Source organism: Citrobacter sp. 21OH12SH02A-Citro (genome assembly GCF_027919895.1).
Taxonomy (GTDB): domain Bacteria; phylum Pseudomonadota; class Gammaproteobacteria; order Enterobacterales; family Enterobacteriaceae; genus Citrobacter; species Citrobacter braakii.
In genome coordinates this window covers 183,996-207,145 of sequence record NZ_CP114801.1, presented here as the reverse complement: position 1 = coordinate 207,145, position 23,150 = coordinate 183,996, and the positions used below count along the sequence as shown (strand labels likewise).

The following is a 23,150-nucleotide window of genomic DNA, read 5'->3' as shown; positions in this document are numbered from 1 at the left end:
AAATGTCTACGGGCGCGGGTAAGTAGACCACAGGAGGGAGCAAAAGTGCTTATAGAGAATGAAAATGGCGCATAAATTTTTGTAAATATATGCGCCAGGTATTAATCATACTACTAATAGATTTAGGCGTGCGCCTCGGTATAGACGCTACGTTGTGGCTGACGAATAGTGGTAGAAAGCGCCAGCGAAATGATTAACAGCGCAAAGATGACGCAGAAGGTCACATAGAACCCGCCAAACAGCGAGGCGATAATGGAACCGCAAATGCTACCGATACCGAAGCCCAGGTAAATAACACCGTAGTTTTTAGCCAGGTTATTCAGACCGAAGAACTCGCTGACCAGTGACGGGAATACGGTGATGGTGCCGCCAAAGTTAAATGCGACACAGGCAATTGCCATAAAGAAGGTTACGTCATTCAGCGGTGCGAACAACAGTGCAGCCATACCGACCAGCGAAACGACCTGACCAATGGTGATCACGCGAATACGGGAGATTTTATCGGACAGAATCCCCAGCACCAGACGACCCGACAGGTTCGCGATAGAAATGACGGTAACCGCATTCGCCGCCGTCGCCACATCCATATGCGCCAGGCTTTGTGCGATATCTTTCGCCACGCCAATGACGTACAGACCGCTCATACACGCTGTCAGGAACATGACTGCCAGCATCCAGTACTGCGGTTTGCGCATGGACTGCGCCAGGGTGTAGTCGTTCTCAACTACGCCATTCTTCGCTTTCACTTCCTGATTCGGCGCATCTTTCATCAGCGTGGAGCCAAAGACGATCATCACCAGTACGATCGCACCCCAAATCATAAAGGTTTTTTCCAGGCCCACGGTGCTCAGCAGTTGGCTGTCGATAAATTTAAAACCGAGGCTGCCAAGGCCATAAGAACCGATGGCAAAGGCGGAAATCAGCCCTTTACGCTCAGGGAACCATTTTACGCAGTTGGAAAGCGTTAACAGGTAACCTGCGCCATCCGCCAGACCAACCAGCACACCGGCGCTCAGCCACAGCATAATCAGGCTGTTGGAATGGGCGGTTAAGAAGAAACCGACGCCGAGTAAAATACCGGAGGCCATGGTGACGCGTTTCACGCCAAAACGTTCCTGCAGCTTGCCGGCAACGGAAGAGGAAATCGCCAGCCCGAGACTCAGCAGGCCAAAGGAAAATGCCACCTGACTTACCGGCGCATCGAGCTTAGAAGAGAGCGCGCCATTAAACAGGCTCCAGGTATAAACAGAACCTAAAGCAAATTGGGTAATAATCGTGCCGATCAGTGTTAGCCAGCGAGTACGCTGATAATCAGAAGTTTTCATGGCAGTCTTCCTGCATAAGCAAAATGGGAAATTCTCTGCCAACAACCATACCGAAGCGCTTTTATGGCCAGGAGAAAACGGCATGAAATGCCGCCAGGACGGAATGAAATGCCTGGAATGCGGAATGAATGACGAGACAAAAAGTCGGGTTACTGAATTTTATCGTAAGAGTTAGTACACGCTATCGCTGAGGGGCGTGTGATTGTTGATCTCAATATGTAACAAAGATGTTTATATGATGATTGTTTGCGTTAAAATTTGGCACTCACTCCCATGGTGTACATATAGTCGCTGTTATTGGCGCTATTTTCCGCCTGCGAAAGCGCCGCGTAAGCCGCCATGTGCCTGTTCAACAGCATATCTGCGCCAACGGTAACATCCAGCCAGTTACCGTCTTGACCCGCCGCCGTCATGCGACTGAGGCCCGACTGCGCTTTCCAGATATTCTCGCCAAACTGCTGGTTATAGCTGATTTGCGCCCACGGCCGCACATCACCGAACTGAGAATTGACTCGCCAGCCTAACGTGCTGACGCTGGCATGCCACAGCGGATCGTTCTGCGTTACCGACGTCACGCTATCGCCAAATTCGTTGTAAGTAGACGTGGTCGAACCGTCATAATGCAGCGCGGCCACCGGACCAGTCATCACCTGCCTTGAAAGCGGAAAGTTCCAGCCCATACTCATGCCGCTGGTCGCATCCATAGGCGTTTCATCCGCCAGATTCACCACGGGACCCGCCACGTTTTGAGTGGAGCGAATACGTTCTTCCAGAATGTCGTTATAACGTGGTTGGTGATCGCTGTCCCATGTATAACGTTCAGCCGTATGCCCTGACATCGCATCAACGATATATTCTTGTTGCCAGCCATATGCTGTATTGATGAACAGCGCACAAACTACGACGCTCGCCAGAGTTAACCTTTGGCGACCACTACTGTTTCTTATAATCATCAACGCGACTCCAGAAAAGAGCCGAATTCGGCGATATTATTGTCATTGTGTGAAGGATATCGGGCCCATCAGGCCCTGTATTAAATATTGTCTTTTTAGCTGGCGCGTCAAGGCGGGCCGAATGAAATTTTTACGCCAGTAAAAACAGCGAGGAAGAATATGCAGCGTTGCGGATGGGTCAGCCAGGACCCACTTTACATTGCCTACCACGACAAGGAATGGGGCGTCCCCGAAACAGATGGCAACAAGCTGTTCGAAATGATCTGTCTGGAAGGCCAACAGGCCGGTTTATCGTGGATCACCGTGCTAAAGAAACGGGAAAATTATCGCCACGCCTTCCACCATTTTGACCCGGAAAAAGTGGCGGCCATGACCGAAGAGGATGTGGAAAGACTGGTACTGGATGCCGGCATTATTCGCCATCGAGGAAAAATTCAGGCCATTATCGGCAACGCTCGCGCCTTTCTGACCATGGCGCAAAACGGAGAATCGTTTAGCGAGTTCGTCTGGTCATTTGTTGATAACCAACCGCAAGTGACCCGCGCCGCCAACCTGAGCGATATCCCCACCTCTACACCGGCGTCAGATGCTCTGTCTAAAGCGTTAAAAAAACGCGGATTTAAGTTTGTCGGCACCACCATCTGTTACTCCTTTATGCAGGCATGCGGCTTGGTCAATGACCATGTCACCAGCTGTATCTGTTACCCGGGAGAACAACATGATTCGTGAATCAAAGGCTGACGATCTACCGTCGATTCTGGCGCTGTGGATGGAAAGCACGATCCATGCCCATCCGTTTATCGAAGAACGCTACTGGCGCGAAAGTGAATCCATCGTGCGGGATGTTTATCTGCCAGCCGCACAAACCTGGGTATGGGAAGAAGAAGGGGTGCTCAAAGGCTTTGCCAGCGTCATTGACGACCGCTTTCTCGGCGCGCTGTTCGTCGCGCCTGCCGCCATCAGAAGCGGGATCGGCAAAGCGCTGGTTCAGCATGTGCAGCAGCGCTTTTCGTTACTCAGCCTCGAGGTCTACCAGAAGAATCAATCAGCGGTGAACTTCTACCATGCGCTGGGTTTTCGCATTGAAGATGGCGCATGGCAGGAAGAGACTCACCATCCCACGTGGATTATGGGCTGGCAGGCGGATCAAACGCCGTAAGCGCCAACGTTGGTCCGCTGTATTTTTCGAGCCACGCCAGCGCAGTGTTGCCCGCACAGCCATTCCCCAGCTTCGAGCTGGGGAGATCTTTGGTCAGCACGTTGACGGCGCCATTTTTACAAATACCGTTGGCGGCGAGATCCAAATCAGGCCAGGCGCCCTCATGAATACAGATGACACCGGGTTTAATTCCCGTCGTCACGACCGCTCCCGCCAGAACGTGCCCACGCTGGTTCCACACCCTGACCGTGTCGCCATCCGCAATACCGCGCGCTTTGGCATCCTGCGGATGAATCGTGACGGGCTCACGATCCGCTACCGCATACTGTTCGCGCAACGCGCTGTAATTTAGCTGGCTGTGCAAACGGTGCGCCGGATGGGCGGAAAGCAGCTGTAACTGGCCCGGCTCGGCGTTACCGAACCACTCATCCGGCTCCAGCCACATCGGATGCCCCGCACAGTCCGCGTAACCGTAACCGGCAATCCTCGCGGAGTAGATTTCAATTTTACCGCTGTCCGTTTTCAGCGGATGCGCCTGTGGGTTGCGGCGAAAATCCGCGAAACGGATAAACTGCGCGCTGGCGGCGTTTTCTGGCATTTCGATCAGCGCATTCCGCTGCCAAAACTCGGTGAATGGCGGCAACGTCACCTGCTGGCTAGCCCCACGCTGCCCGGCAATGTTGTAAAAAGTCTCCAGCCATTCCAGCTCGCTTTTGCCTTCGGTAAATCGCTCATATCCGCCCTTCTCCCAGCGTTCACTCAGCTCGGCAAAGACATCAAAATCATTTCGCGCTTCATCCTGCGGCGATACAACCTGCTTCATCGGCACCAGATGCTGGTTGCTGTAATCGCCGGTCATGGTCAAATCATTACGTTCAAAAGACGTCGTCGCCGGCAGCACGATATCGGCATGCTTCGCTGCGGCTGTCCAGAAACACTCTGAGATAACCACCAGCTCCGGTTTTTGCCAGGCGCGAATCAGACGGTTGGTGTCCTGATGATGGGTGAAGTTAGCGCCGCCCGCCCACCACAGCATACGGATGTCCGGGAAATGGCGGTCCATCCCGTTGTGCTGATAAAAACCACCCGGGTTCTCCAGCGCTTCAACAATTCGCGCCACCGGGATTTTATCCACCGCGTCGGTGCCGTTTTTAACGCTGCCCTGCATTGAAGCCAGCACCGCAGCGCGGCGCGTTGGGTTTCCGCCGTTGGCAAAATGGTACGACAGCCCAAAGCCGCCGCCAGGCGTCCCGATTTGCCCGAGCATGGCAGCCAGCGTGACAATCATCCAGTGTTTCTGCTCGCCATACTGCTGGCGTTGCATCCCCCATCCCGCCATCAGCATGGTGGTGTTTTGGTGAAATATCGCCGCAAGTTCACGTATTTTCGCCGCCGGAACACCACAAATTTCAGCGGCCCATTCTGCCGTTTTTGCAACATCGTCAGATTTGCCCAGCAGATAGTCGGCAAAACGGTCATATCCGGTCGTACACCGGGCGAGAAAGTCCGCGTCGTGCCAGCCGTTTTCCACCAGCGTATGCGCGATACCCAGCATCAGCGCCACGTCGGTCCCCATATGCGGAGCGATCCATTCCATCTTCTCGCCAAAGAAATCGACGCTTTCCGATCGCATCGGATCGATACAGATCAACCGCTTCCCGCTGCCACGCAGTGCCTCAAAGTAAGCGAGGCCCTGCTCGTCGGAGGCGTTCCAGGCAATTTTCAGGGTATTCAGTGGATTGGCGCTCCATAACACCACCACTTCACTGTTCTCCAGCACCACCGGCCAACTGGTCTGCTGCTGGTAAACTTCGTTACCGCCCACCACGTACGGCATGATGGCCTGCGCAGCACCCGTCGAGTAATCCCCCAGATGCCCGGTATAACCACCCGCCAGCGCCATATAACGCTGTAGCAGGGTCGCTGCTTTGTGTAACACGCCGTTGGAACGCCAGCCGTAGGAACCGGCAAAAATCGAGGCCGGGCCGTAGCTGTCACGGATGCGTTTATGCTGCGTATGGATAAGATTCAGCGCGTCGTCCCAACTGACACGAACAAATTCATCCTGCCCGCGCACCCCCTGCGGATCCTCCGGCGAGGCGAGAAAGCCTTTACGCACCATGGGAAAACGTACCCGCGTTTTACTGTGTACCTGGTCGCGCACCACGGTTTGCAAAGAGTTGGGATGGGCGGTGGGCAGCGCGCCGCGAGAGGAGAAAACCGTCTCGCCATCGGTTTCGACGAGAATAGGTCCCCAGTGGGCGGCGGTTAACACCGAGTAATGTGCGGGTGAATTAGCCAAGATGGCGCTCCTGAATGCGATGTGACGGCTTATTTATTATGCCGTTCAATGTTACTTACAAATTTCAGAGTCTTCCCTGGAATTTTCTTCATGTTCACACGTCATAATCAACCGCCACGGTCGCTGTGGCAAAGAAGAAAAAGTCATTAAGGAATTAAGATGAAGAAACGTGTTTTTGTTATTGCTGCCATCGTGAGCGGCGCCCTGGCGGTTTCTGGCTGCACAACAAACCCTTACACCGGAGAACGCGAAGCGGGTAAATCCGGCATTGGCGCGGGTATTGGCTCTCTGGTCGGCGCGGGTATTGGCGCACTCTCTTCTTCGAAGAAAGATCGCGGCAAAGGCGCGCTGATTGGTGCGGCGGCTGGCGCGGCCGTTGGCGGCGGTGTCGGCTATTACATGGACGTGCAGGAAGCAAAACTGCGCGACAAAATGCAGGGAACGGGCGTCAGCGTGACGCGCAGTGGCGATAACATCATCCTGAATATGCCAAATAACGTCACCTTCGACAGCAACAGCAGCAACCTGAAACCTGCGGGTGCCAACACCCTGACCGGCGTGGCAATGGTACTGAAAGAGTACAATAAAACCGCCGTCAACGTGCTCGGCTTCACCGACAGCACCGGCAGTCAGGATCTGAATATGCGCCTGTCGCAGCAGCGCGCGGACTCCGTGGCCAGCGCCTTAATCACTCAAGGCGTCGCCGCTAACCGTATCCGCACTCAGGGTATGGGCCCGGCAAACCCGATCGCCAGTAACAGCACGGCGGAAGGTAAAGCGCAAAACCGCCGCGTAGAGATCACCTTAAGCCCGCTCCAGTAACGTTTTGTGCCGGATAATGGCAGCGTCTTATCCGGCATGAAGCACTTGCCATCGTTGATTTTCGCGTTAAGGTGTTGTCACCAAATTTAGGGAAATCAGCGATGAGCAAATCAACACGGGCAACCATCAGCGATGTGGCGAAAGCCGCAAAAACCGGCAAGACCAGCATTTCACGCTACCTCAACGGTGAAAAGCACCTGCTTTCCGACGCGCTACTGGCCCGCATTGAACAAGCCATTGCCGATCTCGACTACCGTCCCAGCCTGATGGCAAGAGGCCTGAAACACGGTCGTACCCGTCTGATTGGTCTGATCATCGCCGATATTACTAATCCCTACTCCGTCAACGTGTTAAGCGGGATTGAAGCCGCCTGTCGCGATAAGGGCTTTACCCCGCTGGTGTGTAACACCAACAACGAAGTGGATCAGGAGCTGCATTATCTCGACCTGCTGCGCAGCTACCAGGTCGAAGGGATTGTGGTCAACGCCGTTGGAATGCGCGAAGAGGGGCTGAACCGCCTGCAACAGTCTGCGCTACCGATGGTACTGATTGACCGTAAAATCCCCGATTTTGCCTGTGATATGGTCGGGCTGGATAACACCCAGGCGGCAACGGTTGCCACTGAACATCTGGTCGAGCAAGGTTTTGAAGCCATCCTGTTCCTCAGCGAACCGCTGGGCATGGTGAATACCCGCCGCGAACGCCTGAGCGCTTTTCGCGCCACGCTCGCACAGTACCCCGGCGTTATCGCGCAAAATGCCGAAGTCCCGCTAGCGGACAATACGCAACTGGATGACACGCTGCGCCAGTTTCACCAGCAGCATCGGGGGATGCGCAAAGCCGTTATCTCTGCCAACGGCGCTCTCACGCTGCAGGTTGCCCGCGCCCTGAAGCGCATTGGCCTTAACTGGGGCAGCGATATCGGCCTGCTCGGTTTTGACGAACTGGAATGGGCGGAGCTGGCGGGCGTCGGTATCACCACGTTGAAACAACCCACATGGCAGATTGGCTACACCGCCGTTGAGCAGGTTGTACGCCGAATTGATGGCGGCTCTGCTGCCATTCAGGAACAGGTATTCTCCGGCGAGCTGATCGTGCGCGGCTCAACCGCCCGTTAAATTTCCTTCGTGATGGTGATCATAAATTCGACATCATGAGCTTTTCTTTGGAACCGGTTCCATCTAGCGTTATAACAAGAATGCTAGTCTGGAGTTTCCATGAAAAGAAAAATTATGGTGGTTACCGCCGCCTACGGCTACGACCAGGTGCGGGCCGCAGGCGGGCAAACGGCAATGTTGCCCATCATTGCCGAAGCCGGTGCTGACGGCGTCGAAATCCGCCGCGAGTTATTAACCGACGCCGAGCTGAAAACGCTGTCCATAATGGCCTCTGCAATCGAACTCTTCGGCCTGCTGGCCTGTTATTCAGCACCTGAACCGTTATTCCTTGAGGATGGGAACCTGAATCCCCGACTTCCGCAGCTCCTCGAAGAAGCGCAGGCCCTACAGGCGCTGTGGTTAAAAGTCTCTCTCGGTCATTTTTCCCATACCGAACAGTTCGACGATTTACGTGAATGGCTGGACAACAGCGGTATGGAGCTGGTTGTGGAAAACGATCAGACCGCCTGCGGACGCCTGCAGCCGATGCAACGCTTTAATGAAGCCTGTCAGACGCAAAACCTGCCGATATCTCTGACTTTCGATATGGGCAACTGGCTGTGGGTTGGCGACTCCCCGGAACAGGCCGCGCAGAACCTGGCGCCAACCGTCGGATATATCCATGTCAAAGCCGCAGTTACGCATCGCGATAGCTACCGTGCCGTACCGCCTGATGAAGCAGATTCACGCTGGCTGGCGCTGTTAAAAACGCTGCCCAACGATGTTCCGCGCGGTATTGAGTTCCCCCTGGAAGGGCAGGATTTGACGGCGGTTACCCGCCACTACGTCGAGCTGTTACGCAAGGAGTAACACATGAAAAATTCACTGGATGCGGTCACTATTGGTGAAGCGATGGCGATGTTTGTCGCCACGCAAACCGGCGAACTGACGGATGTAGAGCAGTTTATCAAGCGCGTTGCAGGCGCTGAACTCAACGTGGCGACCGGTCTTGCTCGTCTGGGCCTGAAGGTCGGCTGGGTGAGCCGCGTAGGCAACGACAGTTTTGGTCGTTTTATCATTAAGTCGCTGGAAAAAGAAGGGATAGATGCGCAGGGAGTTACCCAGGACGGGCGTTACGCTACCGGCTTTCAGCTTAAATCCAAGATCGAAAATGGAACCGATCCCATTGTGGAATATTTCCGCAAAGGTTCCGCCGCCAGCCACCTCAGCGTTGAGGATTATCACGAGGACTATTTCGCCAGCGCGCGCCACTTGCACCTGAGCGGCGTGGCGGCAGCGCTTTCTGCCAGCTCCTATGAACTACTGGCGCACACCGCCCGCACGCTGAAAGCCCAGGGGAAAACCATCTCGTTCGACCCAAATTTGCGTCCGGTGCTGTGGAAAAGCGAAGCCGAGATGGTGGAAAAACTGAACCGGCTGGCATTCCAGGCTGACTGGGTTTTACCTGGATTAAAAGAGGGGATGATTTTAACCGGCCAACAGACGCCTGAAGCCATCGCCGACTTTTATCTGCGTCACGGAGTGAAGGCCGTGATCATCAAAACCGGGGCTGATGGCGCCTGGTACAAAACAGCCAGCGGTGAACAAGGTTGCGTTGCACCGGTAAAAGTCGACAACGTGGTCGATACGGTCGGCGCAGGCGATGGCTTTGCCGTGGGCGTTATCAGCGCCCTGCTGGAAGGCCGTTCGCTGCATCAGGCGGTGACCCGCGGCAATAAAATCGGCGCACTGGCCATTCAGGTTCAGGGCGACAGCGAAGGATTACCCACACGTGAACAATTAGGGGAATAAACTCCCGGCCAACTCTGTCTCTGTACCCTACATACAGAGGCGGCGTATCAGCATAACCAGAGGGCAGTCTATGAATAGCTCAACTAATGCAGCAAAACGCTGGTGGTACATTATGCCAATCGTGTTTATCACGTATAGCCTGGCGTACCTTGACCGTGCGAACTTCAGCTTCGCCTCCGCCGCCGGTATCAACGAGGACCTCGGCATTACCAAAGGGATCTCTTCCCTGCTGGGCGCTCTGTTTTTCCTCGGCTATTTCTTCTTTCAGATCCCAGGCGCGATTTACGCAGAACGGCGCAGCGTACGAAAACTGATTTTTGTCTGTCTGATCCTCTGGGGCGCATGCGCGTCGTTAACCGGTATGGTCAGCAATATTCCAATGCTTGCCGCCATCCGCTTTATTCTTGGCGTCGTTGAAGCCGCGGTGATGCCCGCAATGCTGATTTATATCAGCAACTGGTTTACGAAATCCGAGCGCTCGCGCGCTAACACTTTCCTGATCCTCGGAAACCCGGTTACCGTCCTGTGGATGTCTGTGGTTTCCGGTTATCTGATCCAGGCGCTGGGCTGGCGGGAAATGTTTATCATCGAGGGCTTCCCGGCCATCATCTGGGCGTTCTGCTGGTGGGTATTGGTAAAAGACAAACCGTCTCAGGTCGGCTGGCTGTCAGAATCTGAAAAAGCCGCCCTTCAGGCGCAACTGGAAAAAGAGCAGCAAGGCATCAAAGCCGTGCGTAACTATAGCGAGGCCTTCCGCTCACCTAACGTCATCCTGCTGTGCATGCAGTATTTCGCCTGGAGTATTGGCGTCTATGGTTTTGTCCTGTGGCTACCGTCGATTATCCGCAACGGCGGCGCAAATCTGGGCATGGTAGAGGTTGGCTGGCTGTCATCCGTACCTTATCTGGCGGCGACGGCGGCGATGATCCTCGTCTCCTGGGCCTCCGATAAGCTGCAAAACCGTAAACTGTTTGTCTGGCCGCTGTTATTGATAGCCGCTTTCGCTTTTATCGGCTCCTGGGCCGTGGGTGCAGACCACTTCTGGATTTCTTACACGCTGTTAGTTATTGCGGGTGCGGCAATGTACGCCCCATATGGCCCCTTCTTCGCCATCATCCCGGAAATGCTGCCGCGCAACGTCGCCGGGGGTGCAATGGCGCTGATTAACAGCATGGGCGCGCTAGGCTCATTCTTTGGTTCATGGTTTGTCGGCTACCTCAATGGCGCAACCGGCAGCCCATCCGCCTCGTACATTTTTATGGGGGTAGCGCTTTTTGTCTCAGTATGGCTAACTTTAATTGTTAAGCCTGCTAATAATCAGCAATTACCTATTGGCGCACGCCACGCTTAAATTTTAACTTACGGAGATTCGCATGAAGCCGTCCATTATTCTCTATAAAGCGTTACCTGACGATTTACTGCATCGCCTGGAAGAGCATTTTACTGTGACTCATGTGCCTAACCTGCGCCCGGAAACGGTCGCACAGTACGCCGAGGCTTTTGCCAACGCGGAAGGTCTGCTGGGTTCCAGTGAAGCCGTCAATACCGCCCTACTGGAGAGAATGCCCAGGCTACGTGCGACATCCACGATTTCCGTAGGCTATGACAACTTCGACGTCGATGCCCTCAACGCGCGCAAGGTGCTGTTGATGCACACGCCAACCGTGCTGACGGAAACTGTCGCCGATACGGTAATGGCGCTGGTGTTAAGCACCGCTCGCCGCGTGGTAGAAGTTGCTGAACGGGTGAAAATTGGCGAATGGACCAAAAGTATCGGGCCGGACTGGTTTGGTACGGATGTACACCACAAAACGCTGGGGATTGTCGGCATGGGCCGTATTGGTCTGGCGCTGGCGCAACGCGCGCATTTTGGTTTTAGCATGCCGATTCTTTATAACGCGCGCCGTCATCACCAGGAGGCGGAAGAACGCTTCAACGCGCGTTACTGCGACCTCGATACGCTGTTGCAGGAGTCCGATTTTGTCTGCCTGATCCTGCCGTTAACCGAAGAAACGCATCATCTGTTTAGTACCGAACAGTTTGCCAAAATGAAGTCCTCCGCCATTTTCATTAACGCCGGGCGTGGGCCGGTGGTCGATGAAAAAGCGCTGATTGCCGCCCTGCAAAGCGGGGAAATTCATGCCGCAGGCCTGGATGTGTTTGAGCAGGAGCCATTACCGGCAGACTCACCGTTATTGGCGCTGCCAAACGTGGTAGCCGTACCGCACATAGGTTCAGCGACGCATGAAACGCGCTATAACATGGCGGCCTGTGCGGTGGATAACTTAATCGATGCGCTGCAAGGACGCGTTGAGAAGAATTGCGTGAACCCGCAGGTCGCGCCATAAACAAAAGGCCGGGTAGCACTTACGCTTACCCGGCCTTTTATGTATTACAGCGCCTTCATTACTGAGCGGCATTCACCGCAGCAGTCCAGGCCTGATTAAATGCCTGATGCTGAGAGGCCAACGGGCCAATCAGCGTGTTGTACTGACTTGCCTGCTGTGAAGTTGGGAACTGGATACCGTTAGCGACAAAGCTCACCTGCGTATCCTGCTGTGCCACAAAATCACCAACCTGTACTAACTGCTGCGTGAATATTTGCGCGGCAGGGATCAGCGGCTGTAGCGCCTCTGAAGGTACAGTGACGACTTTATTGTAGACCTGGTCAAAGACCGGCTTCAGATCCTCGCCCTGCTTCAGCGCGCCATGCGCAGCATCTGCCTGCAGTTTCGCATTCTGCAACTGTTGCCCTAATACGCCCAACGCACCATTTGCCTGACGCAGCGGTTCACGCTGAGTCACATAATCCTGAGGAACACGAATCGCATTTACGCTATCAACCACCGGGCGCAGACCGGAGTCCATTGCCTGATTAACCTGCTGCGAATAGCCATACAGAATCGCGTAATCGGACACAAACGGGCCAAACTGTTTTTTCTGATCGGCGGTCAGCGTTGGTAAACGCTCTCCGCTACGCATTGCAGTATTCTGCAGAAAATCGATAAACGCTTTGCGTTGATCGCCTTCTTTATCAAAACACCCACTCAGGCCAACTACCATTAAGAGCGCCAAAACAGGCGCAAACCAGCGAGAGCAGGACTTACCTGTCGCCATTTTAATACTCCTTTCACCCAAAAATGCGCACAACGACACCCGCGTGCCTGACGTTGACAAGGATAGTCCAGGTCAGCCCCGCAAGATACCCTTTCCGCGTAATCTTGTGGGGGAAAATAACCGCTCCCGCCACCCATCGTTTTGCTAAACAATGCGCCATTTACCACACGACGTCATATTTTAGTCATCTTTACAATCGGGATCGATCGTTCGCAGATCACGACCTTTATCAGTTCGTTAGCCTGCAAAAGATTGTCGACCCCGATCCGCTGAAACGAATCCATCACGCAAACCTAAAATCCGGCTTCATTTTTTCCGACTACTCTTAATGAGCTTCGATGAAATTCACGATCCCGCTGTGTGATTTGTAGGAGTTCTCAATGGAATACAAAGATCCTATGTTTGAACTGCTGAGCAGTCTGGAGCAGATTGTTTTTAAAGATGTATCGCAGACGGTTACTCTGACGCAAAAAACCAACCCTTTCACCGAATTTGAACAGCTACGACGAGGGACAGGTTTAAAAACAGATGATTTTGCCCGAGTGATGGGCGTGACGGTCGCGACGGTTCATGAATGGGAGTCTAAACGCGTAAAGCCTTCCAATACCGAATTGAAGTTAATGCGCCTGATTCAGGCAGACCCAAGATTAAGTAAGCAACTGATGGATTGAACTATTTTTTAATTTTACTTATGAACGGCCCTGTAAAAGGGCCGTTCCCTTAAGGGGGTTATCCACAAAAAAGAAAATAGTAGTTGCATCCACATGCGTAAAATGAGTTAATGCCCTCAACGGTTTGACGTACAGACCATTACAGCAGTTAGTAAGGCAAGTCCCTTCAAGAGTTATCGTTGATACCCTTCGTAGTGAGCATTTCCTTTACTGTTAAAAAATCTGTAAAGCACGCCATATCGCCGAAAGGCACACTTATTTTTTAAAAGGTAATACACTATGTCCGGTAAAATGACTGGTATCGTAAAATGGTTCAACGCTGACAAAGGTTTCGGCTTCATCACTCCTGACGATGGCTCTAAAGACGTGTTCGTACACTTCTCTGCTATCCAGAACGATGGCTACAAATCTCTGGACGAAGGTCAGAAAGTTTCCTTCACCATCGAAAGCGGCGCTAAAGGCCCGGCAGCTGGCAACGTAACCAGCCTGTAAGCTTAAAAAGCTCAAAATTCTGAATCCCTGCCAAACGGCGGGGATTTTTTTTATCTGTACTTCGCAAGACTCCCCGCCCAAACGCTTCTTTGCATTACTTTACCCGTCCTCCCTTTGACCTTTCCCTAAGGGCAAGCTTTATAGTGAGCCAGTCTGTATTCCACAATATTCACAAGGAATTGAAGCTATGTCGAAATCCTCACTGCTGCTGGTTTTAGGTTTGCTCACTACCGCTAGCGCGTTCGCAGCAACTCCGGAAGCTGCTTTTCTGGCGGAACACGGGCTCAGCGGTAAATCCGTCGAGCAAATCGTCGAGACCATTGACCAGTCGCCACAGAACCGCCCGCTGCCGTACTCAGCATCTATCACCAGTACCGAACTGAAGCTCTCTTCGGGCGATCAGATTTATACCCTACCGCTCGGTGACAAGTTCTATCTGTCATTTGCCCCCTATGAATGGCAAACACATCCTTGCTTCAACCACAGCCTTTCTGGCTGCCAGGGCGAAATGCCGGAGAAGGCATTCAATGTCAAAGTGACGGATAACAAGGGTGAGGTGGTGGTACAAAAAGTGATGAAGAGTGGTCGAAATGGCTTCGTCGGGGTATGGCTACCGCGCAATATGGCAGGCACAATCGCGGTAAGTTACAACGGTAAAACGGCGGAGTATCCCATCAAGACGATGGAAGACAGCCAGACCTGTCTGACAAAATTACAGCTGCGCTAACAACATACAAAAAAGCCGGATGGCACAATGCTTATCCGGCTTTTCTAAGTCAGCTCAGGAGCGTTACTGCAGCAGAGAAATATCCGCTACGCGCAGGAACAGTTCGCGCAGTTTTGCGAGCATAGACAGACGGTTAATACGCAGATCTTTATCTTCCACGTTGACCATCACTTTCTCGAAGAACGCATCAACCGGTTCACGCAGTTCCGCCAACTCAACCAGCGCTTCCTGGTAACGACCAGCTGCAAAGACAGGCTCCAGCTTATCGCGCAGCACCACAACCTGCAGCGCCAGCGCAATTTCTTCCGGCTCTTTCAGCGTTGCCGAATTTACGCGGTCATTCAGCGTCTCTTCAGACTTCGCCAGGATGTTCGATACACGCTTGTTCGCTGCAGCCAGCGCGGACGCGGCTTCCAGCGTACGGAAGTGCGAAACCGCCTTCATACGTGCGTCGAAATCAGCCGGACGAGTCGGACGACGCGCCAGTACTGCCTGAATGGTATCGACGGTGTAACCTTCATCCTGATACCAGGCGCGGAAGCGACCGAGCATAAAGTCGATCACATCATCCACCACGTTGGCGTTAGTCAGCTTGTCGCCATACAGACGAACCGCTTCTTCGGTCAACGTTTGTAGATCCAGATTCAGGTTCTTCTCAACGATGATACGCAGTACGCCCAGCGCGGCACGACGCAGCGCAAACGGGTCTTTGTCGCCTTTTGGATGCTGACCGATACCGAAGATACCCGCCAGGGTGTCCATCTTATCGGCAATCGCCACGGCACAGGCAACCGGGTTAGACGGCAGGTCATCACCGGCAAAACGCGGCTGATACTGCTCGTTCAGCGCCACAGCGACATCTTCCGCTTCACCATCGTGACGCGCGTAGTGCATGCCCATCACGCCCTGGGTATCGGTGAACTCGAAGACCATGTTGGTCATCAGGTCGCACTTGGACAGCAGGCCAGCACGCGTTGCGTGGTTAACGTCAGCGCCAATCTGACCAGCAATCCAGCCCGCCAGCGCCTGGATACGGTCAGTCTTGTCGCGCAGCGTACCCAGTTGCTGTTGGAACAGCACGGTTTGCAGACGCGGCAGATGGTCTTCCAGACGTTTTTTACGGTCAGTATTGAAGAAGAATTCGGCATCCGCCAGACGCGGACGAACCACCTTCTCGTTACCGGAGATGATTTGCTGCGGGTCTTTAGATTCGATGTTGGCAACGAAGATAAAGTTCGGCAGCAGTTTGCCGTCGTTCGCGTATACCGGGAAGTACTTCTGGTCACCTTTCATGGTGTGTACCAGCGCTTCGGACGGAACAGCGAGGAATTTCTCTTCGAACTTCGCGGTCAGCACGACCGGCCATTCCACCAGCGAGGTGACTTCTTCCAGCAGGCTTTCACTCAGATCGGCGTTGCCGCCAATTTTACGCGCCGCGTCTTCGGCATCAGCTTTGATTTTGGCTTTACGCTCAGCGTAATCCGCAATCACTTTGCCGCGCTCACGCAGAATTTCTGGGTACTGATCGGCATTATCGATGGTGAACTCCGGCTCGCCCATAAAGCGATGCCCGCGGATCACGCGATCGGACTGAATACCCAGAATAGTTGCCGGAATAACTTTATCGCCCAGCAGCAGCGTCACGGTGTGAACCGGACGCACGAAGTGAACGTCAGACGCGCCCCAGCGCATCAGTTTCGGGATCGGCAGCTTCGCCAGTGAGGTGGCGATCATATTCGGCAGCAACGCTTCAGCGCTTTCGCCTTTCACATGCGCGCGATACAGCAGCCACTCGCCTTTGTCGGTGGTCAGACGCTCAGCCTGATCAACCGTGATGCCACAGCCACGCGCCCAACCTTCTGCCGCTTTGCTCGGTTTACCTTCGGCGTCAAACGCCTGGGCGATGGCCGGGCCGCGTTTTTCTACTTCACGGTCGGGTTGTGCTTCAGCCAGGGCAGCGACTTTCAACGCCAGACGACGCGGCGCGGCGAACCACTCCACGTTGCCGTGCGCGATGCCAGCATTATCCAGCTCCGCGGTAAAGTTCGCAGCAAAGGACTCAGCCAGGCTGCGCAGTGCTTTTGGTGGCAGCTCTTCAGTGCCAATTTCCACCAGAAAAGTTTTCTCAGACATGGCCGCCTCTTATTTGTCTTTGTTGCACATCGGGAAGCCAAGGGCTTCACGGGAAGCGTAGTAAGCTTCTGCCACTGCTTTGGTCAGGGTGCGAATACGCAGGATATAGCGCTGACGCTCGGTGACGGAGATGGCTTTACGCGCATCCAGCAGGTTGAAGCTATGGGCGGCTTTCAGAATACGTTCATACGCAGGCAGCGGCAGCGGATTTTCCAGCGCCAGCAGCTGCTGCGCTTCTTTCTCGTACTGCTCGAAGCAGGTGAACAGGAAGTCCACGTCGGCGTATTCGAAGTTGTAGGTGGATTGCTCCACTTCGTTCTGATGGAACACGTCGCCGTAAGTGGTTTTACCCAGCGGGCCGTCGCTCCAGACCAGGTCGTAAACGCTGTCTACGCCCTGAATGTACATGGCCAGACGTTCCAGACCGTAGGTAATTTCCCCGGTCACTGGTTTACATTCCAGACCACCAACCTGCTGGAAGTAGGTGAACTGCGTGACTTCCATGCCGTTCAGCCACACTTCCCAACCCAGACCCCAGGCACCCAGCGTTGGGTTTTCCCAGTTATCTTCCACGAAACGGATATCGTGAATGGTCGGGTCCATACCCAGCTCTTTCAGAGAACCCAGGTACAGCTCCTGAATGTTGTCCGGAGACGGCTTAATCACTACCTGGAACTGATAGTAGTGCTGTAAGCGGTTCGGGTTTTCGCCATAGCGGCCGTCGGTCGGACGACGAGAAGGCTGCACATAAGCAGTCGCCATCGGTTCCGGCCCCAGCGCCCGCAGGCAGGTCATTGGGTGAGATGTCCCCGCGCCGACTTCCATGTCCAATGGTTGAACGATGGTGCAGCCCTGGCGAGCCCAGTAATCCTGTAAGGTCAGGATCAAGCCCTGGAAGGTCCTGGTATCAAACTTTTGCATATTATTTCGTGCTGGATACGTGTGGATTTAAAGGAAGCGGTCAGTATACCCGCTGGCTGCAAGATATACAGTACGAAACGGGAAAAAGGGGGAACTTAGCGCATGGAAAGGTGTAAAAACTGCCCGTCTGCATCAAAAGAGCAAACAAAACTCTCTTTACGGAAGGTAGAACCACGCATCTCATAGCTGCCCTGGAATTGTTCCAGACCGGAGATATCAATTTTCTGCACTCCAGTGTTGTAGATTTGTGCCGCCTCATTTTTACATAGTGACTCCATATCCAGCGAACGTGTTGCACTGACTTTGATCTTTTGCGCCTTCTGCGCGGGTGCAGGCGGCTGGGTGTCGGCGCACGCAACCAGTAAAAGGGTAACGATCGCGGAAAAGAAATACTTCATCATCATTTTATTACCGCCTGGTTTGCTGGTCAGTCTTATTATTAAGTGTCTGGAAACGGATGCTATTTTGAGAATCTCATCAGACCATCTCAAGCTTTAGCGTAAGAACTCGGATTTTTCCAGTGAGCTACGCTCGCAAATTTTCGGTCAGACTTTTTTTAATGGATACAGAGGAACTGATGCAGCCCAAAATATTCTGGATTGATAACCTGCGCGGGATAGCCTGTCTCATGGTTGTGATGATCCACACCACGACCTGGTACATCACCAATGCGCAAAGCGTCAGCCCATTGAATTGGGATCTGGCCAATGTGCTCAATTCAGCTTCTCGCGTCAGCGTCCCGTTGTTCTTTATGATTTCGGGCTATCTGTTTTTTGGCGAGCGCAGCGCCAAACCGCGCCATTTCATGCGCATTGCGCTCTGCATCCTGTTTTACAGCAGCGTGGCGCTGGCCTACATCTTGCTGTTTACCTCGATCAACGCTGAGCTGTCGCTGAAAAACCTGCTGCAAAAGCCGGTGTTCTATCACCTGTGGTTTTTCTTCGCGATCGCCGTAATCTACCTGGTTTCCCCGCTGATACAGGTAAAAAATATCAGCGGCAAGATGCTGCTGGCGCTTATGGTGGTGATTGGGGTGATTGCCAATCCCAATACCGTCTCACAAAAAATTGGCGGTTTTGAGTGGCTTCCCATCAACCTGTACATCAGTGGCGACACGTTCTACTACATCGTGTACGGTATGCTAGGCCGAGCGATTGGTATGATGGATACGCACAAGCGCGCGCTTACCTGGCTCTGTGCGGCGTTGTTTATCATCGCAGTGTTTATTATTTCTCGAGGCACGTTGCATGAACTGCGCTGGCGAGGCAATTTTGCCGATACCTGGTATCTCTATTGCGGCCCGGCGGTGTTTATTTGTGCTGCCTCCCTCCTGACGCTGGTCAAAAATACGCTCAGTACGCGCACTCTGCCGGTACTGGGCCTTATTTCCCGCCACTCCCTGGGCATTTATGGCTTTCATGCGCTGATCATTCACGCGCTACGCACCAACGGTGTAGAACTCAAAAACTGGCCGCCGCTGGATATGCTGTGGATTTTTAGCGCCACGCTGGCGGGAAGTTTACTGTTGTCTGTATTGTTGCAGCGCATCGATACGCGCAGACTGGTGAGCTAACAATAAAAGCCCTCGATCGGTAACCATCGAGGGCATACGATCACTCCGTAAAATCGTCTGCGACTGCCAGCGTTTCTTTTGGATGCTCAAAGCCACTATCACGGATATTTTTCTGCACCGCAACGGTACCAAACAGGCTTAAAAAGAAGGCCAGGCCGTAAAACCCTTTCTCGTTTAGCAGCAGCGTGGCATTCCACAAACCGATAACCAACAATGCAACCGCAATAATAAACGCGGCAAGACAGGTTATGTAGTAAATCGGCGTAGTCGGGATCCCCTCATATTTATCCCGTACCGTCTTTTGATACGACGCAGCAGAAAACAAACCAAGCACCAAAACAGCAAAGTAATACCCCTTTTCGTTCAACTGCATATCGGCATTCCACAACCCCAGCAGATAAACCACAATGCCGCCGAGAAGCGCGACCCATGACACAATACTAAATGCCGGTGAATAAGTTGATGTCCTGTTTTCCATTTAGAGTTCCGGTCCTTTAGATAACTATTCTGCTGAACGCATGAGTAAAACTTGCCCCAGTAAACATACGATGAATGCCACCGGGAACAGCCCCTTTTCGAGGGGTGATAATGGGACGTTCAATACGCCCACCAACAGCACCCCTACCGTGATGAGCGCCACCATCTGACATACAGAGGCGAAGTGTTCATCGTTCTGATTGAGATTATCTGCACGCTGATAAACGTACGTCACAAACATTCCCGTCATCAGCACGGCGAAAAAATAGCCTTTGCTACTCAATAACGGGCATGCCCGCCATAAGCCAATAACGTAAATAAATGCACCAGAGAAGAATAATATCCATGGCAACAGCCTTGTCGTCTTCATTGGGACCTCCTTATCCATCATGGATACAATATGAATAACCCGCTAAAGACAACACAGAAAAGGTCACTACGCCGGACTTTCAGAATAAATTCATGCGCGATAATTATTAATTAGATTGAAATATATATTTGATAAATCCCCTCTGTTTACCAGAGGGGATTTAGGGTCAGGACATCAGCGGGTGTAATTGCTGATAGATTCGGCGGAAGGTTTCCCGACGCTGTTGATAAAGGGCATGGCGCTCGGCATCAGGATAATGCGCCTGCTCCAGCGTAAGCTGAGGCAGAAGGTCTGATAATGGCTGCTGCGGATTAATGGCAATTTGCGCCAGACGCGCCGCACCGAGAGCAGGACCAACATCGCCGCCGGTACGGTAATCCAACTGCAATCCGCTGATGTCAGACAGCATCTGACGCCAGTATTCGCTGCGCGCCCCGCCGCCAATCAGCGTAATGCTGGAGGGCTGCACGCCGCAGGCGTGTACCACGTCCATACCCTCAGCCAATGCAAAACCAACGCCTTCCAGCACCGCCTGTGCCAGCTCCGCCGGACCATGCTGATGCGTCAGACCGAAAAATACGCCCTTCGCCTGCGGGTTGTTGTGCGGCGTACGTTCACCGGACAGATAGGGTAAAAACCAGACCGGCTCAGCGTGTTCATCCGCCTGTTGCGCTGCGGCAATCAACGCAGGAACGCTCGCCAGTCCGGTTAATTTTGCCGCCCAGTCCAGGCAGGATGCCGCACTTAACATCACGGACATCAGGTGCCATCGTTCAGGCAATGCATGGCAAAAGCTATGGACCGCGCTTTCCGGTTTGCTGAGAAAGCCGTCGCTGACCGCAAAATAGACCCCGGAAGTACCCAGCGATAGCATCGCCTGACCGGCATTCATCATGCCCACGCCAACCGCCCCCGCTGCGTTATCCCCACCTCCGGCGACCACCGCAACCTCCTGCATTCCCCAGGCCCTGGCGACTGCTGGCAACAATGTTCCGGTAATCTCACTGCCTTCATAGAGCGCAGGCATATGCGCACGAGTCAGCTTACAGGCTTCCAGCATGACATCACTCCAGTCACGCTTCGCAACATCCAGCCACAAGGTACCAGCCGCATCAGACATATCGCTGGCGAAATCGCCGGTCATACGCAGGCGCAGGTAATCTTTCGGCAGCAGGACTTTATCAACCCGGCTAAAAATCTCCGGTTCGTGGCGCTGTACCCACAGCAGCTTTGGCGCGGTAAAGCCAGGCATCATCAGGTTGCCGGTGATGGCACGAGACTGCGGAACCAGGCTCTCCAGCATGACGCACTCTTCGGCGCAGCGACCATCGTTCCACAGGATAGCCGGGCGCAATACCTTCTGTTGTTCATCCAGTAGCGTCGCGCCGTGCATCTGTCCGGCAATCCCCAACGCTTTCACCTCGCGAAGTGAATGCTGCCGACCCAGGGCTTTCACAGCGCGATCCGTTGCCAGCCACCACTGCTCTGGGTCTTGTTCTGACCATAACGGGTGCGGGCGCGAGACGGTGAGTTTCTCTGTTTGCGAAGCGACCACATCGCCCTGCTCGTTGAGCAGAATGGCCTTTACGCCTGATGTGCCAAGATCTATCCCGATATACATAGGGCATCGTTCCTTAAAGAAAGGCCCGGTCGCGCGAGCTGACCGGGCTTACGGACATGCTCAGAGACCCGTTATTTGTCGAACAAATAATGGTTCACCAGATTTTCCAGCAATTCCTGATGACCGCTCTGGTGCACTGGCGCCAGGTTGTGTTGTTCAGCGTACTGCGCAATTTCCGTCAGCGTCATCTGCCCTTTCAGAATTTGCTGGCCCAGCTCACCATTCCAACCGGCATAACGTTTAGCCACGCGCTGATCCAGACCACCGTCTTCAATCATACGCGCCGCAATTTTCAGCGACAGCGCCATGGTATCCATCGCACCAATATGACCATAGAACAGATCGTATTTATCGGTACTCTGACGACGAACCTTGGCATCGAAGTTCAGGCCACCGGTGGTGAAGCCGCCGGCTTTCAGGATTTCGTACATCACCAACGCATTCTCTTCTACGCTGTTCGGGAACTGATCAGTATCCCAGCCCAGTTGCGCGTCCCCACGGTTGGCATCGACAGAGCCAAACAGACCCAGCGCGATAGCGGTGGCGATTTCGTGATGGAACGAGTGACCCGCCAGCGTGGCGTGGTTGGCTTCGATATTCAGTTTGATCTCTTTTTCCAGACCGAACTGCTTGAGGAATCCGTATACGGTCGCCGCATCGTAATCGTACTGGTGCTTGGTCGGTTCCTGCGGCTTCGGCTCGATAAGCAAAGTGCCCTGGAAACCGGTTTTGTGTTTGTGTTCCACGACCAGTTGCATGAAGCGACCAATTTGCTCACGTTCCTGACGCAGATCGGTATTCAGCAGCGTTTCATAGCCTTCACGACCGCCCCACAGAACGTAGTTTTCACCGCCTAATTTATGCGTGGCATCCATAGCCGTAACCACCTGCGTGGCGGCCCAGCTGAACACTTCTGGATCCGGGTTCGTGGCCGCGCCCGCGCCGTAACGTGGGTTGGTGAAGCAGTTTGCCGTTCCCCACAGCAGCTTCACGCCGCTCTGCTCCTGTTTTGCCGCCAGTACATCAACCATCTGCGCGAAATTGTTTTTGTACTCTTTCAGCGACGCACCTTCCGGCGAGACATCCACGTCATGGAAGCAGTAGTAGGGCACGTTCAGTTTGTGGAAAAACTCGAACGCCACGTCCGCCTTGCGCTTCGCTAATTCCAGCGCTTCACCGGGCTGCTGCCACGGGCGATTAAATGCACCAACACCAAACATATCTGCACCATTCCAGCAGAAAGTGTGCCAGTAGCAGGCAGCAAATCGCAGGTGATCTTCCATACGCTTGCCTAACACTAACTCATCAGAGTTGTAGTGACGAAATGCTAATGGATTAGTTGATTTGGTGCCTTCATAACGAACGCGCTCAAGCTGGTCAAAATAGGCTGGCATAATGAACTCCATAATCAGGTAATGCGGCGGGTGATGGATAATGTCGTAATATTGGGCACTCCCCACCTATTGCTCAATTATGTTATTTCATACTGCCATTGAGATAATTCACAAGTGTGCGCTACTTCTCAAAATAAAATCTGACCAATTTAAAAATTGTTACTTATCAAACTTAAATGCAACC

At 53.4% G+C, this 23,150-nt stretch carries 23 protein-coding genes; 12 read left to right on the top strand and 11 right to left on the bottom strand.

The genetic code is table 11. The features are described 5' to 3' along the window. Nucleotides 1–122 precede the first annotated feature (122 nt). Together O6D90_RS00995 and O6D90_RS00990 are read right to left on the bottom strand one after the other, a co-directional pair. On the bottom strand, nt 123–1,325 hold the full coding sequence (locus tag O6D90_RS00995) for an L-lactate MFS transporter (protein ID WP_016154906.1): 1,203 nt from the start codon (nt 1,323–1,325) through the stop codon (nt 123–125). A 251-nt stretch (nt 1,326–1,576) separates the two neighbouring features. Further along, nucleotides 1,577–2,278 (bottom strand): autotransporter outer membrane beta-barrel domain-containing protein, encoded by a 702-nt coding sequence (locus O6D90_RS00990; protein ID WP_016157717.1) that lies wholly within the window; start codon nt 2,276–2,278, stop codon nt 1,577–1,579. Between the two features lie 159 nt (nt 2,279–2,437). Between O6D90_RS00990 and tag the strand changes: the two genes are divergently transcribed. Next, entirely contained in the window at nt 2,438–3,007 is a 570-nt protein-coding gene (tag, locus tag O6D90_RS00985) for a DNA-3-methyladenine glycosylase I (RefSeq protein ID WP_003827403.1), read from the top strand. Continuing rightward, on the top strand, nt 2,997–3,437 hold the full coding sequence (locus tag O6D90_RS00980; RefSeq protein ID WP_016157718.1) for an N-acetyltransferase: 441 nt from the start codon (nt 2,997–2,999) through the stop codon (nt 3,435–3,437). The genes tag and O6D90_RS00980 overlap by 11 nt, the downstream gene beginning before the upstream one ends. On the opposite strand, the gene O6D90_RS00975 is transcribed toward O6D90_RS00980, so the two are convergent. Beyond that, complete coding sequence (locus O6D90_RS00975; RefSeq protein WP_016157719.1) at nt 3,406–5,739, bottom strand: molybdopterin guanine dinucleotide-containing S/N-oxide reductase; 2,334 nt, start codon at nt 5,737–5,739, stop codon at nt 3,406–3,408. The two genes, O6D90_RS00980 and O6D90_RS00975, sit on opposite strands and share 32 nt — an antisense overlap. Before the next feature lie 159 nt (nt 5,740–5,898). Here O6D90_RS00975 and O6D90_RS00970 point away from each other — a divergent pair, with 159 nt between their 5' ends. The 6 genes from O6D90_RS00970 (at nt 5,899) to ghrB (ending at nt 11,818) form a co-directional block, all read left to right on the top strand. After that, entirely contained in the window at nt 5,899–6,561 is a 663-nt protein-coding gene (locus tag O6D90_RS00970) for an OmpA family lipoprotein (protein ID WP_016157720.1), read from the top strand. Between the two features lie 101 nt (nt 6,562–6,662). After that, nucleotides 6,663–7,679, top strand: a complete 1,017-nt coding sequence (locus O6D90_RS00965; protein WP_016157721.1) for a LacI family DNA-binding transcriptional regulator — start codon at nt 6,663–6,665, stop codon at nt 7,677–7,679. 99 nt (nt 7,680–7,778) lie between these two features. Then, complete coding sequence (locus tag O6D90_RS00960) at nt 7,779–8,528, top strand: sugar phosphate isomerase/epimerase family protein (RefSeq protein WP_016157722.1); 750 nt, start codon at nt 7,779–7,781, stop codon at nt 8,526–8,528. Between the two features lie 3 nt (nt 8,529–8,531). Next, on the top strand, nt 8,532–9,470 hold the full coding sequence (locus tag O6D90_RS00955) for a sugar kinase (RefSeq protein WP_016157723.1): 939 nt from the start codon (nt 8,532–8,534) through the stop codon (nt 9,468–9,470). Nucleotides 9,471–9,540: 70 nt separating this feature from the next. Further along, complete coding sequence (locus O6D90_RS00950) at nt 9,541–10,821, top strand: MFS transporter (RefSeq protein ID WP_016157724.1); 1,281 nt, start codon at nt 9,541–9,543, stop codon at nt 10,819–10,821. 22 nt (nt 10,822–10,843) lie between these two features. Further along, a complete protein-coding gene (gene ghrB / locus O6D90_RS00945; protein WP_016157725.1) occupies nt 10,844–11,818 on the top strand; it encodes a glyoxylate/hydroxypyruvate reductase GhrB in 975 nt (324 codons plus the stop codon). A gap of 58 nt (nt 11,819–11,876) precedes the next feature. On the opposite strand, the gene O6D90_RS00940 is transcribed toward ghrB, so the two are convergent. Continuing rightward, entirely contained in the window at nt 11,877–12,587 is a 711-nt protein-coding gene (locus O6D90_RS00940) for a DUF3053 domain-containing protein (RefSeq protein ID WP_016154915.1), read from the bottom strand. 380 nt (nt 12,588–12,967) lie between these two features. Between O6D90_RS00940 and O6D90_RS00935 the strand changes: the two genes are divergently transcribed. The 3 genes from O6D90_RS00935 to cueP all read left to right on the top strand — a co-directional run bounded on the left by O6D90_RS00935 (nt 12,968) and on the right by cueP (nt 14,477). Then, nucleotides 12,968–13,258 carry an HTH-type transcriptional regulator gene (locus tag O6D90_RS00935; protein WP_016157726.1) on the top strand — a complete coding sequence of 97 codons (291 nt, stop codon included), beginning with the start codon at nt 12,968–12,970 and terminating at the stop codon, nt 13,256–13,258. Nucleotides 13,259–13,537: 279 nt separating this feature from the next. Next, nucleotides 13,538–13,750, top strand: a complete 213-nt coding sequence (gene cspE, locus O6D90_RS00930) for a transcription antiterminator/RNA stability regulator CspE (protein ID WP_000014594.1) — start codon at nt 13,538–13,540, stop codon at nt 13,748–13,750. Between the two features lie 187 nt (nt 13,751–13,937). Then, entirely contained in the window at nt 13,938–14,477 is a 540-nt protein-coding gene (gene cueP / locus O6D90_RS00925; RefSeq protein ID WP_016157727.1) for a copper-binding periplasmic metallochaperone CueP, read from the top strand. Nucleotides 14,478–14,540: 63 nt separating this feature from the next. On the opposite strand, the gene glyS is transcribed toward cueP, so the two are convergent. The 3 genes from glyS to O6D90_RS00910 all read right to left on the bottom strand — a co-directional run bounded on the left by glyS (nt 14,541) and on the right by O6D90_RS00910 (nt 17,935). Further along, on the bottom strand, nt 14,541–16,610 hold the full coding sequence (gene glyS / locus O6D90_RS00920) for a glycine--tRNA ligase subunit beta (RefSeq protein WP_016157728.1): 2,070 nt from the start codon (nt 16,608–16,610) through the stop codon (nt 14,541–14,543). Between the two features lie 9 nt (nt 16,611–16,619). Then, nucleotides 16,620–17,531: a glycine--tRNA ligase subunit alpha gene (gene glyQ, locus O6D90_RS00915; RefSeq protein WP_001168551.1), complete on the bottom strand. Its 912-nt coding sequence runs from the start codon at nt 17,529–17,531 to the stop codon at nt 16,620–16,622. A 95-nt stretch (nt 17,532–17,626) separates the two neighbouring features. After that, a complete protein-coding gene (locus tag O6D90_RS00910) occupies nt 17,627–17,935 on the bottom strand; it encodes a YsaB family lipoprotein (protein WP_016154920.1) in 309 nt (102 codons plus the stop codon). A 173-nt stretch (nt 17,936–18,108) separates the two neighbouring features. Here O6D90_RS00910 and O6D90_RS00905 point away from each other — a divergent pair, with 173 nt between their 5' ends. Beyond that, complete coding sequence (locus O6D90_RS00905; RefSeq protein WP_016157729.1) at nt 18,109–19,104, top strand: acyltransferase; 996 nt, start codon at nt 18,109–18,111, stop codon at nt 19,102–19,104. Nucleotides 19,105–19,144: 40 nt separating this feature from the next. On the opposite strand, the gene yiaA is transcribed toward O6D90_RS00905, so the two are convergent. From yiaA to xylA, 4 genes are all read right to left on the bottom strand, one after another. Next, nucleotides 19,145–19,582, bottom strand: a complete 438-nt coding sequence (yiaA, locus tag O6D90_RS00900) for an inner membrane protein YiaA (protein ID WP_016154922.1) — start codon at nt 19,580–19,582, stop codon at nt 19,145–19,147. A gap of 24 nt (nt 19,583–19,606) precedes the next feature. Then, complete coding sequence (gene yiaB, locus O6D90_RS00895; RefSeq protein WP_016157730.1) at nt 19,607–19,951, bottom strand: inner membrane protein YiaB; 345 nt, start codon at nt 19,949–19,951, stop codon at nt 19,607–19,609. A 166-nt stretch (nt 19,952–20,117) separates the two neighbouring features. After that, nucleotides 20,118–21,572 (bottom strand): xylulokinase, encoded by a 1,455-nt coding sequence (xylB, locus tag O6D90_RS00890; RefSeq protein WP_016157731.1) that lies wholly within the window; start codon nt 21,570–21,572, stop codon nt 20,118–20,120. 71 nt (nt 21,573–21,643) lie between these two features. Then, complete coding sequence (xylA, locus tag O6D90_RS00885) at nt 21,644–22,966, bottom strand: xylose isomerase (protein WP_016154925.1); 1,323 nt, start codon at nt 22,964–22,966, stop codon at nt 21,644–21,646. Nucleotides 22,967–23,150: the final 184 nt, after the last annotated feature.

Bases quoted from the DNA above. Each gene is read 5' to 3' on its own strand.
- glyS (WP_016157728.1), bottom strand. From the start codon at position 16,610: ATGTCTGAGAAAACTTTTCTGGTGGAAATTGGCACTGAAGAGCTGCCA.
- xylB (WP_016157731.1), bottom strand. From the start codon at position 21,572: ATGTATATCGGGATAGATCTTGGCACATCAGGCGTAAAGGCCATTCTG.
- yiaB (WP_016157730.1), bottom strand. From the start codon at position 19,951: ATGAAGACGACAAGGCTGTTGCCATGGATATTATTCTTCTCTGGTGCA.
- tag (WP_003827403.1), top strand. From the start codon at position 2,438: ATGCAGCGTTGCGGATGGGTCAGCCAGGACCCACTTTACATTGCCTAC.
- O6D90_RS00965 (WP_016157721.1), top strand. From the start codon at position 6,663: ATGAGCAAATCAACACGGGCAACCATCAGCGATGTGGCGAAAGCCGCA.
- ghrB (WP_016157725.1), top strand. From the start codon at position 10,844: ATGAAGCCGTCCATTATTCTCTATAAAGCGTTACCTGACGATTTACTG.
- O6D90_RS00905 (WP_016157729.1), top strand. From the start codon at position 18,109: ATGCAGCCCAAAATATTCTGGATTGATAACCTGCGCGGGATAGCCTGT.
- O6D90_RS00940 (WP_016154915.1), bottom strand. From the start codon at position 12,587: ATGGCGACAGGTAAGTCCTGCTCTCGCTGGTTTGCGCCTGTTTTGGCG.
- O6D90_RS00990 (WP_016157717.1), bottom strand. From the start codon at position 2,278: ATGATTATAAGAAACAGTAGTGGTCGCCAAAGGTTAACTCTGGCGAGC.
- yiaA (WP_016154922.1), bottom strand. From the start codon at position 19,582: ATGGAAAACAGGACATCAACTTATTCACCGGCATTTAGTATTGTGTCA.
- cspE (WP_000014594.1), top strand. From the start codon at position 13,538: ATGTCCGGTAAAATGACTGGTATCGTAAAATGGTTCAACGCTGACAAA.
- cueP (WP_016157727.1), top strand. From the start codon at position 13,938: ATGTCGAAATCCTCACTGCTGCTGGTTTTAGGTTTGCTCACTACCGCT.
- O6D90_RS00955 (WP_016157723.1), top strand. From the start codon at position 8,532: ATGAAAAATTCACTGGATGCGGTCACTATTGGTGAAGCGATGGCGATG.
- O6D90_RS00910 (WP_016154920.1), bottom strand. From the start codon at position 17,935: ATGATGATGAAGTATTTCTTTTCCGCGATCGTTACCCTTTTACTGGTT.
- O6D90_RS00935 (WP_016157726.1), top strand. From the start codon at position 12,968: ATGGAATACAAAGATCCTATGTTTGAACTGCTGAGCAGTCTGGAGCAG.
- glyQ (WP_001168551.1), bottom strand. From the start codon at position 17,531: ATGCAAAAGTTTGATACCAGGACCTTCCAGGGCTTGATCCTGACCTTA.
- O6D90_RS00980 (WP_016157718.1), top strand. From the start codon at position 2,997: ATGATTCGTGAATCAAAGGCTGACGATCTACCGTCGATTCTGGCGCTG.
- xylA (WP_016154925.1), bottom strand. From the start codon at position 22,966: ATGCCAGCCTATTTTGACCAGCTTGAGCGCGTTCGTTATGAAGGCACC.
- O6D90_RS00960 (WP_016157722.1), top strand. From the start codon at position 7,779: ATGAAAAGAAAAATTATGGTGGTTACCGCCGCCTACGGCTACGACCAG.
- O6D90_RS00995 (WP_016154906.1), bottom strand. From the start codon at position 1,325: ATGAAAACTTCTGATTATCAGCGTACTCGCTGGCTAACACTGATCGGC.
- O6D90_RS00950 (WP_016157724.1), top strand. From the start codon at position 9,541: ATGAATAGCTCAACTAATGCAGCAAAACGCTGGTGGTACATTATGCCA.
- O6D90_RS00970 (WP_016157720.1), top strand. From the start codon at position 5,899: ATGAAGAAACGTGTTTTTGTTATTGCTGCCATCGTGAGCGGCGCCCTG.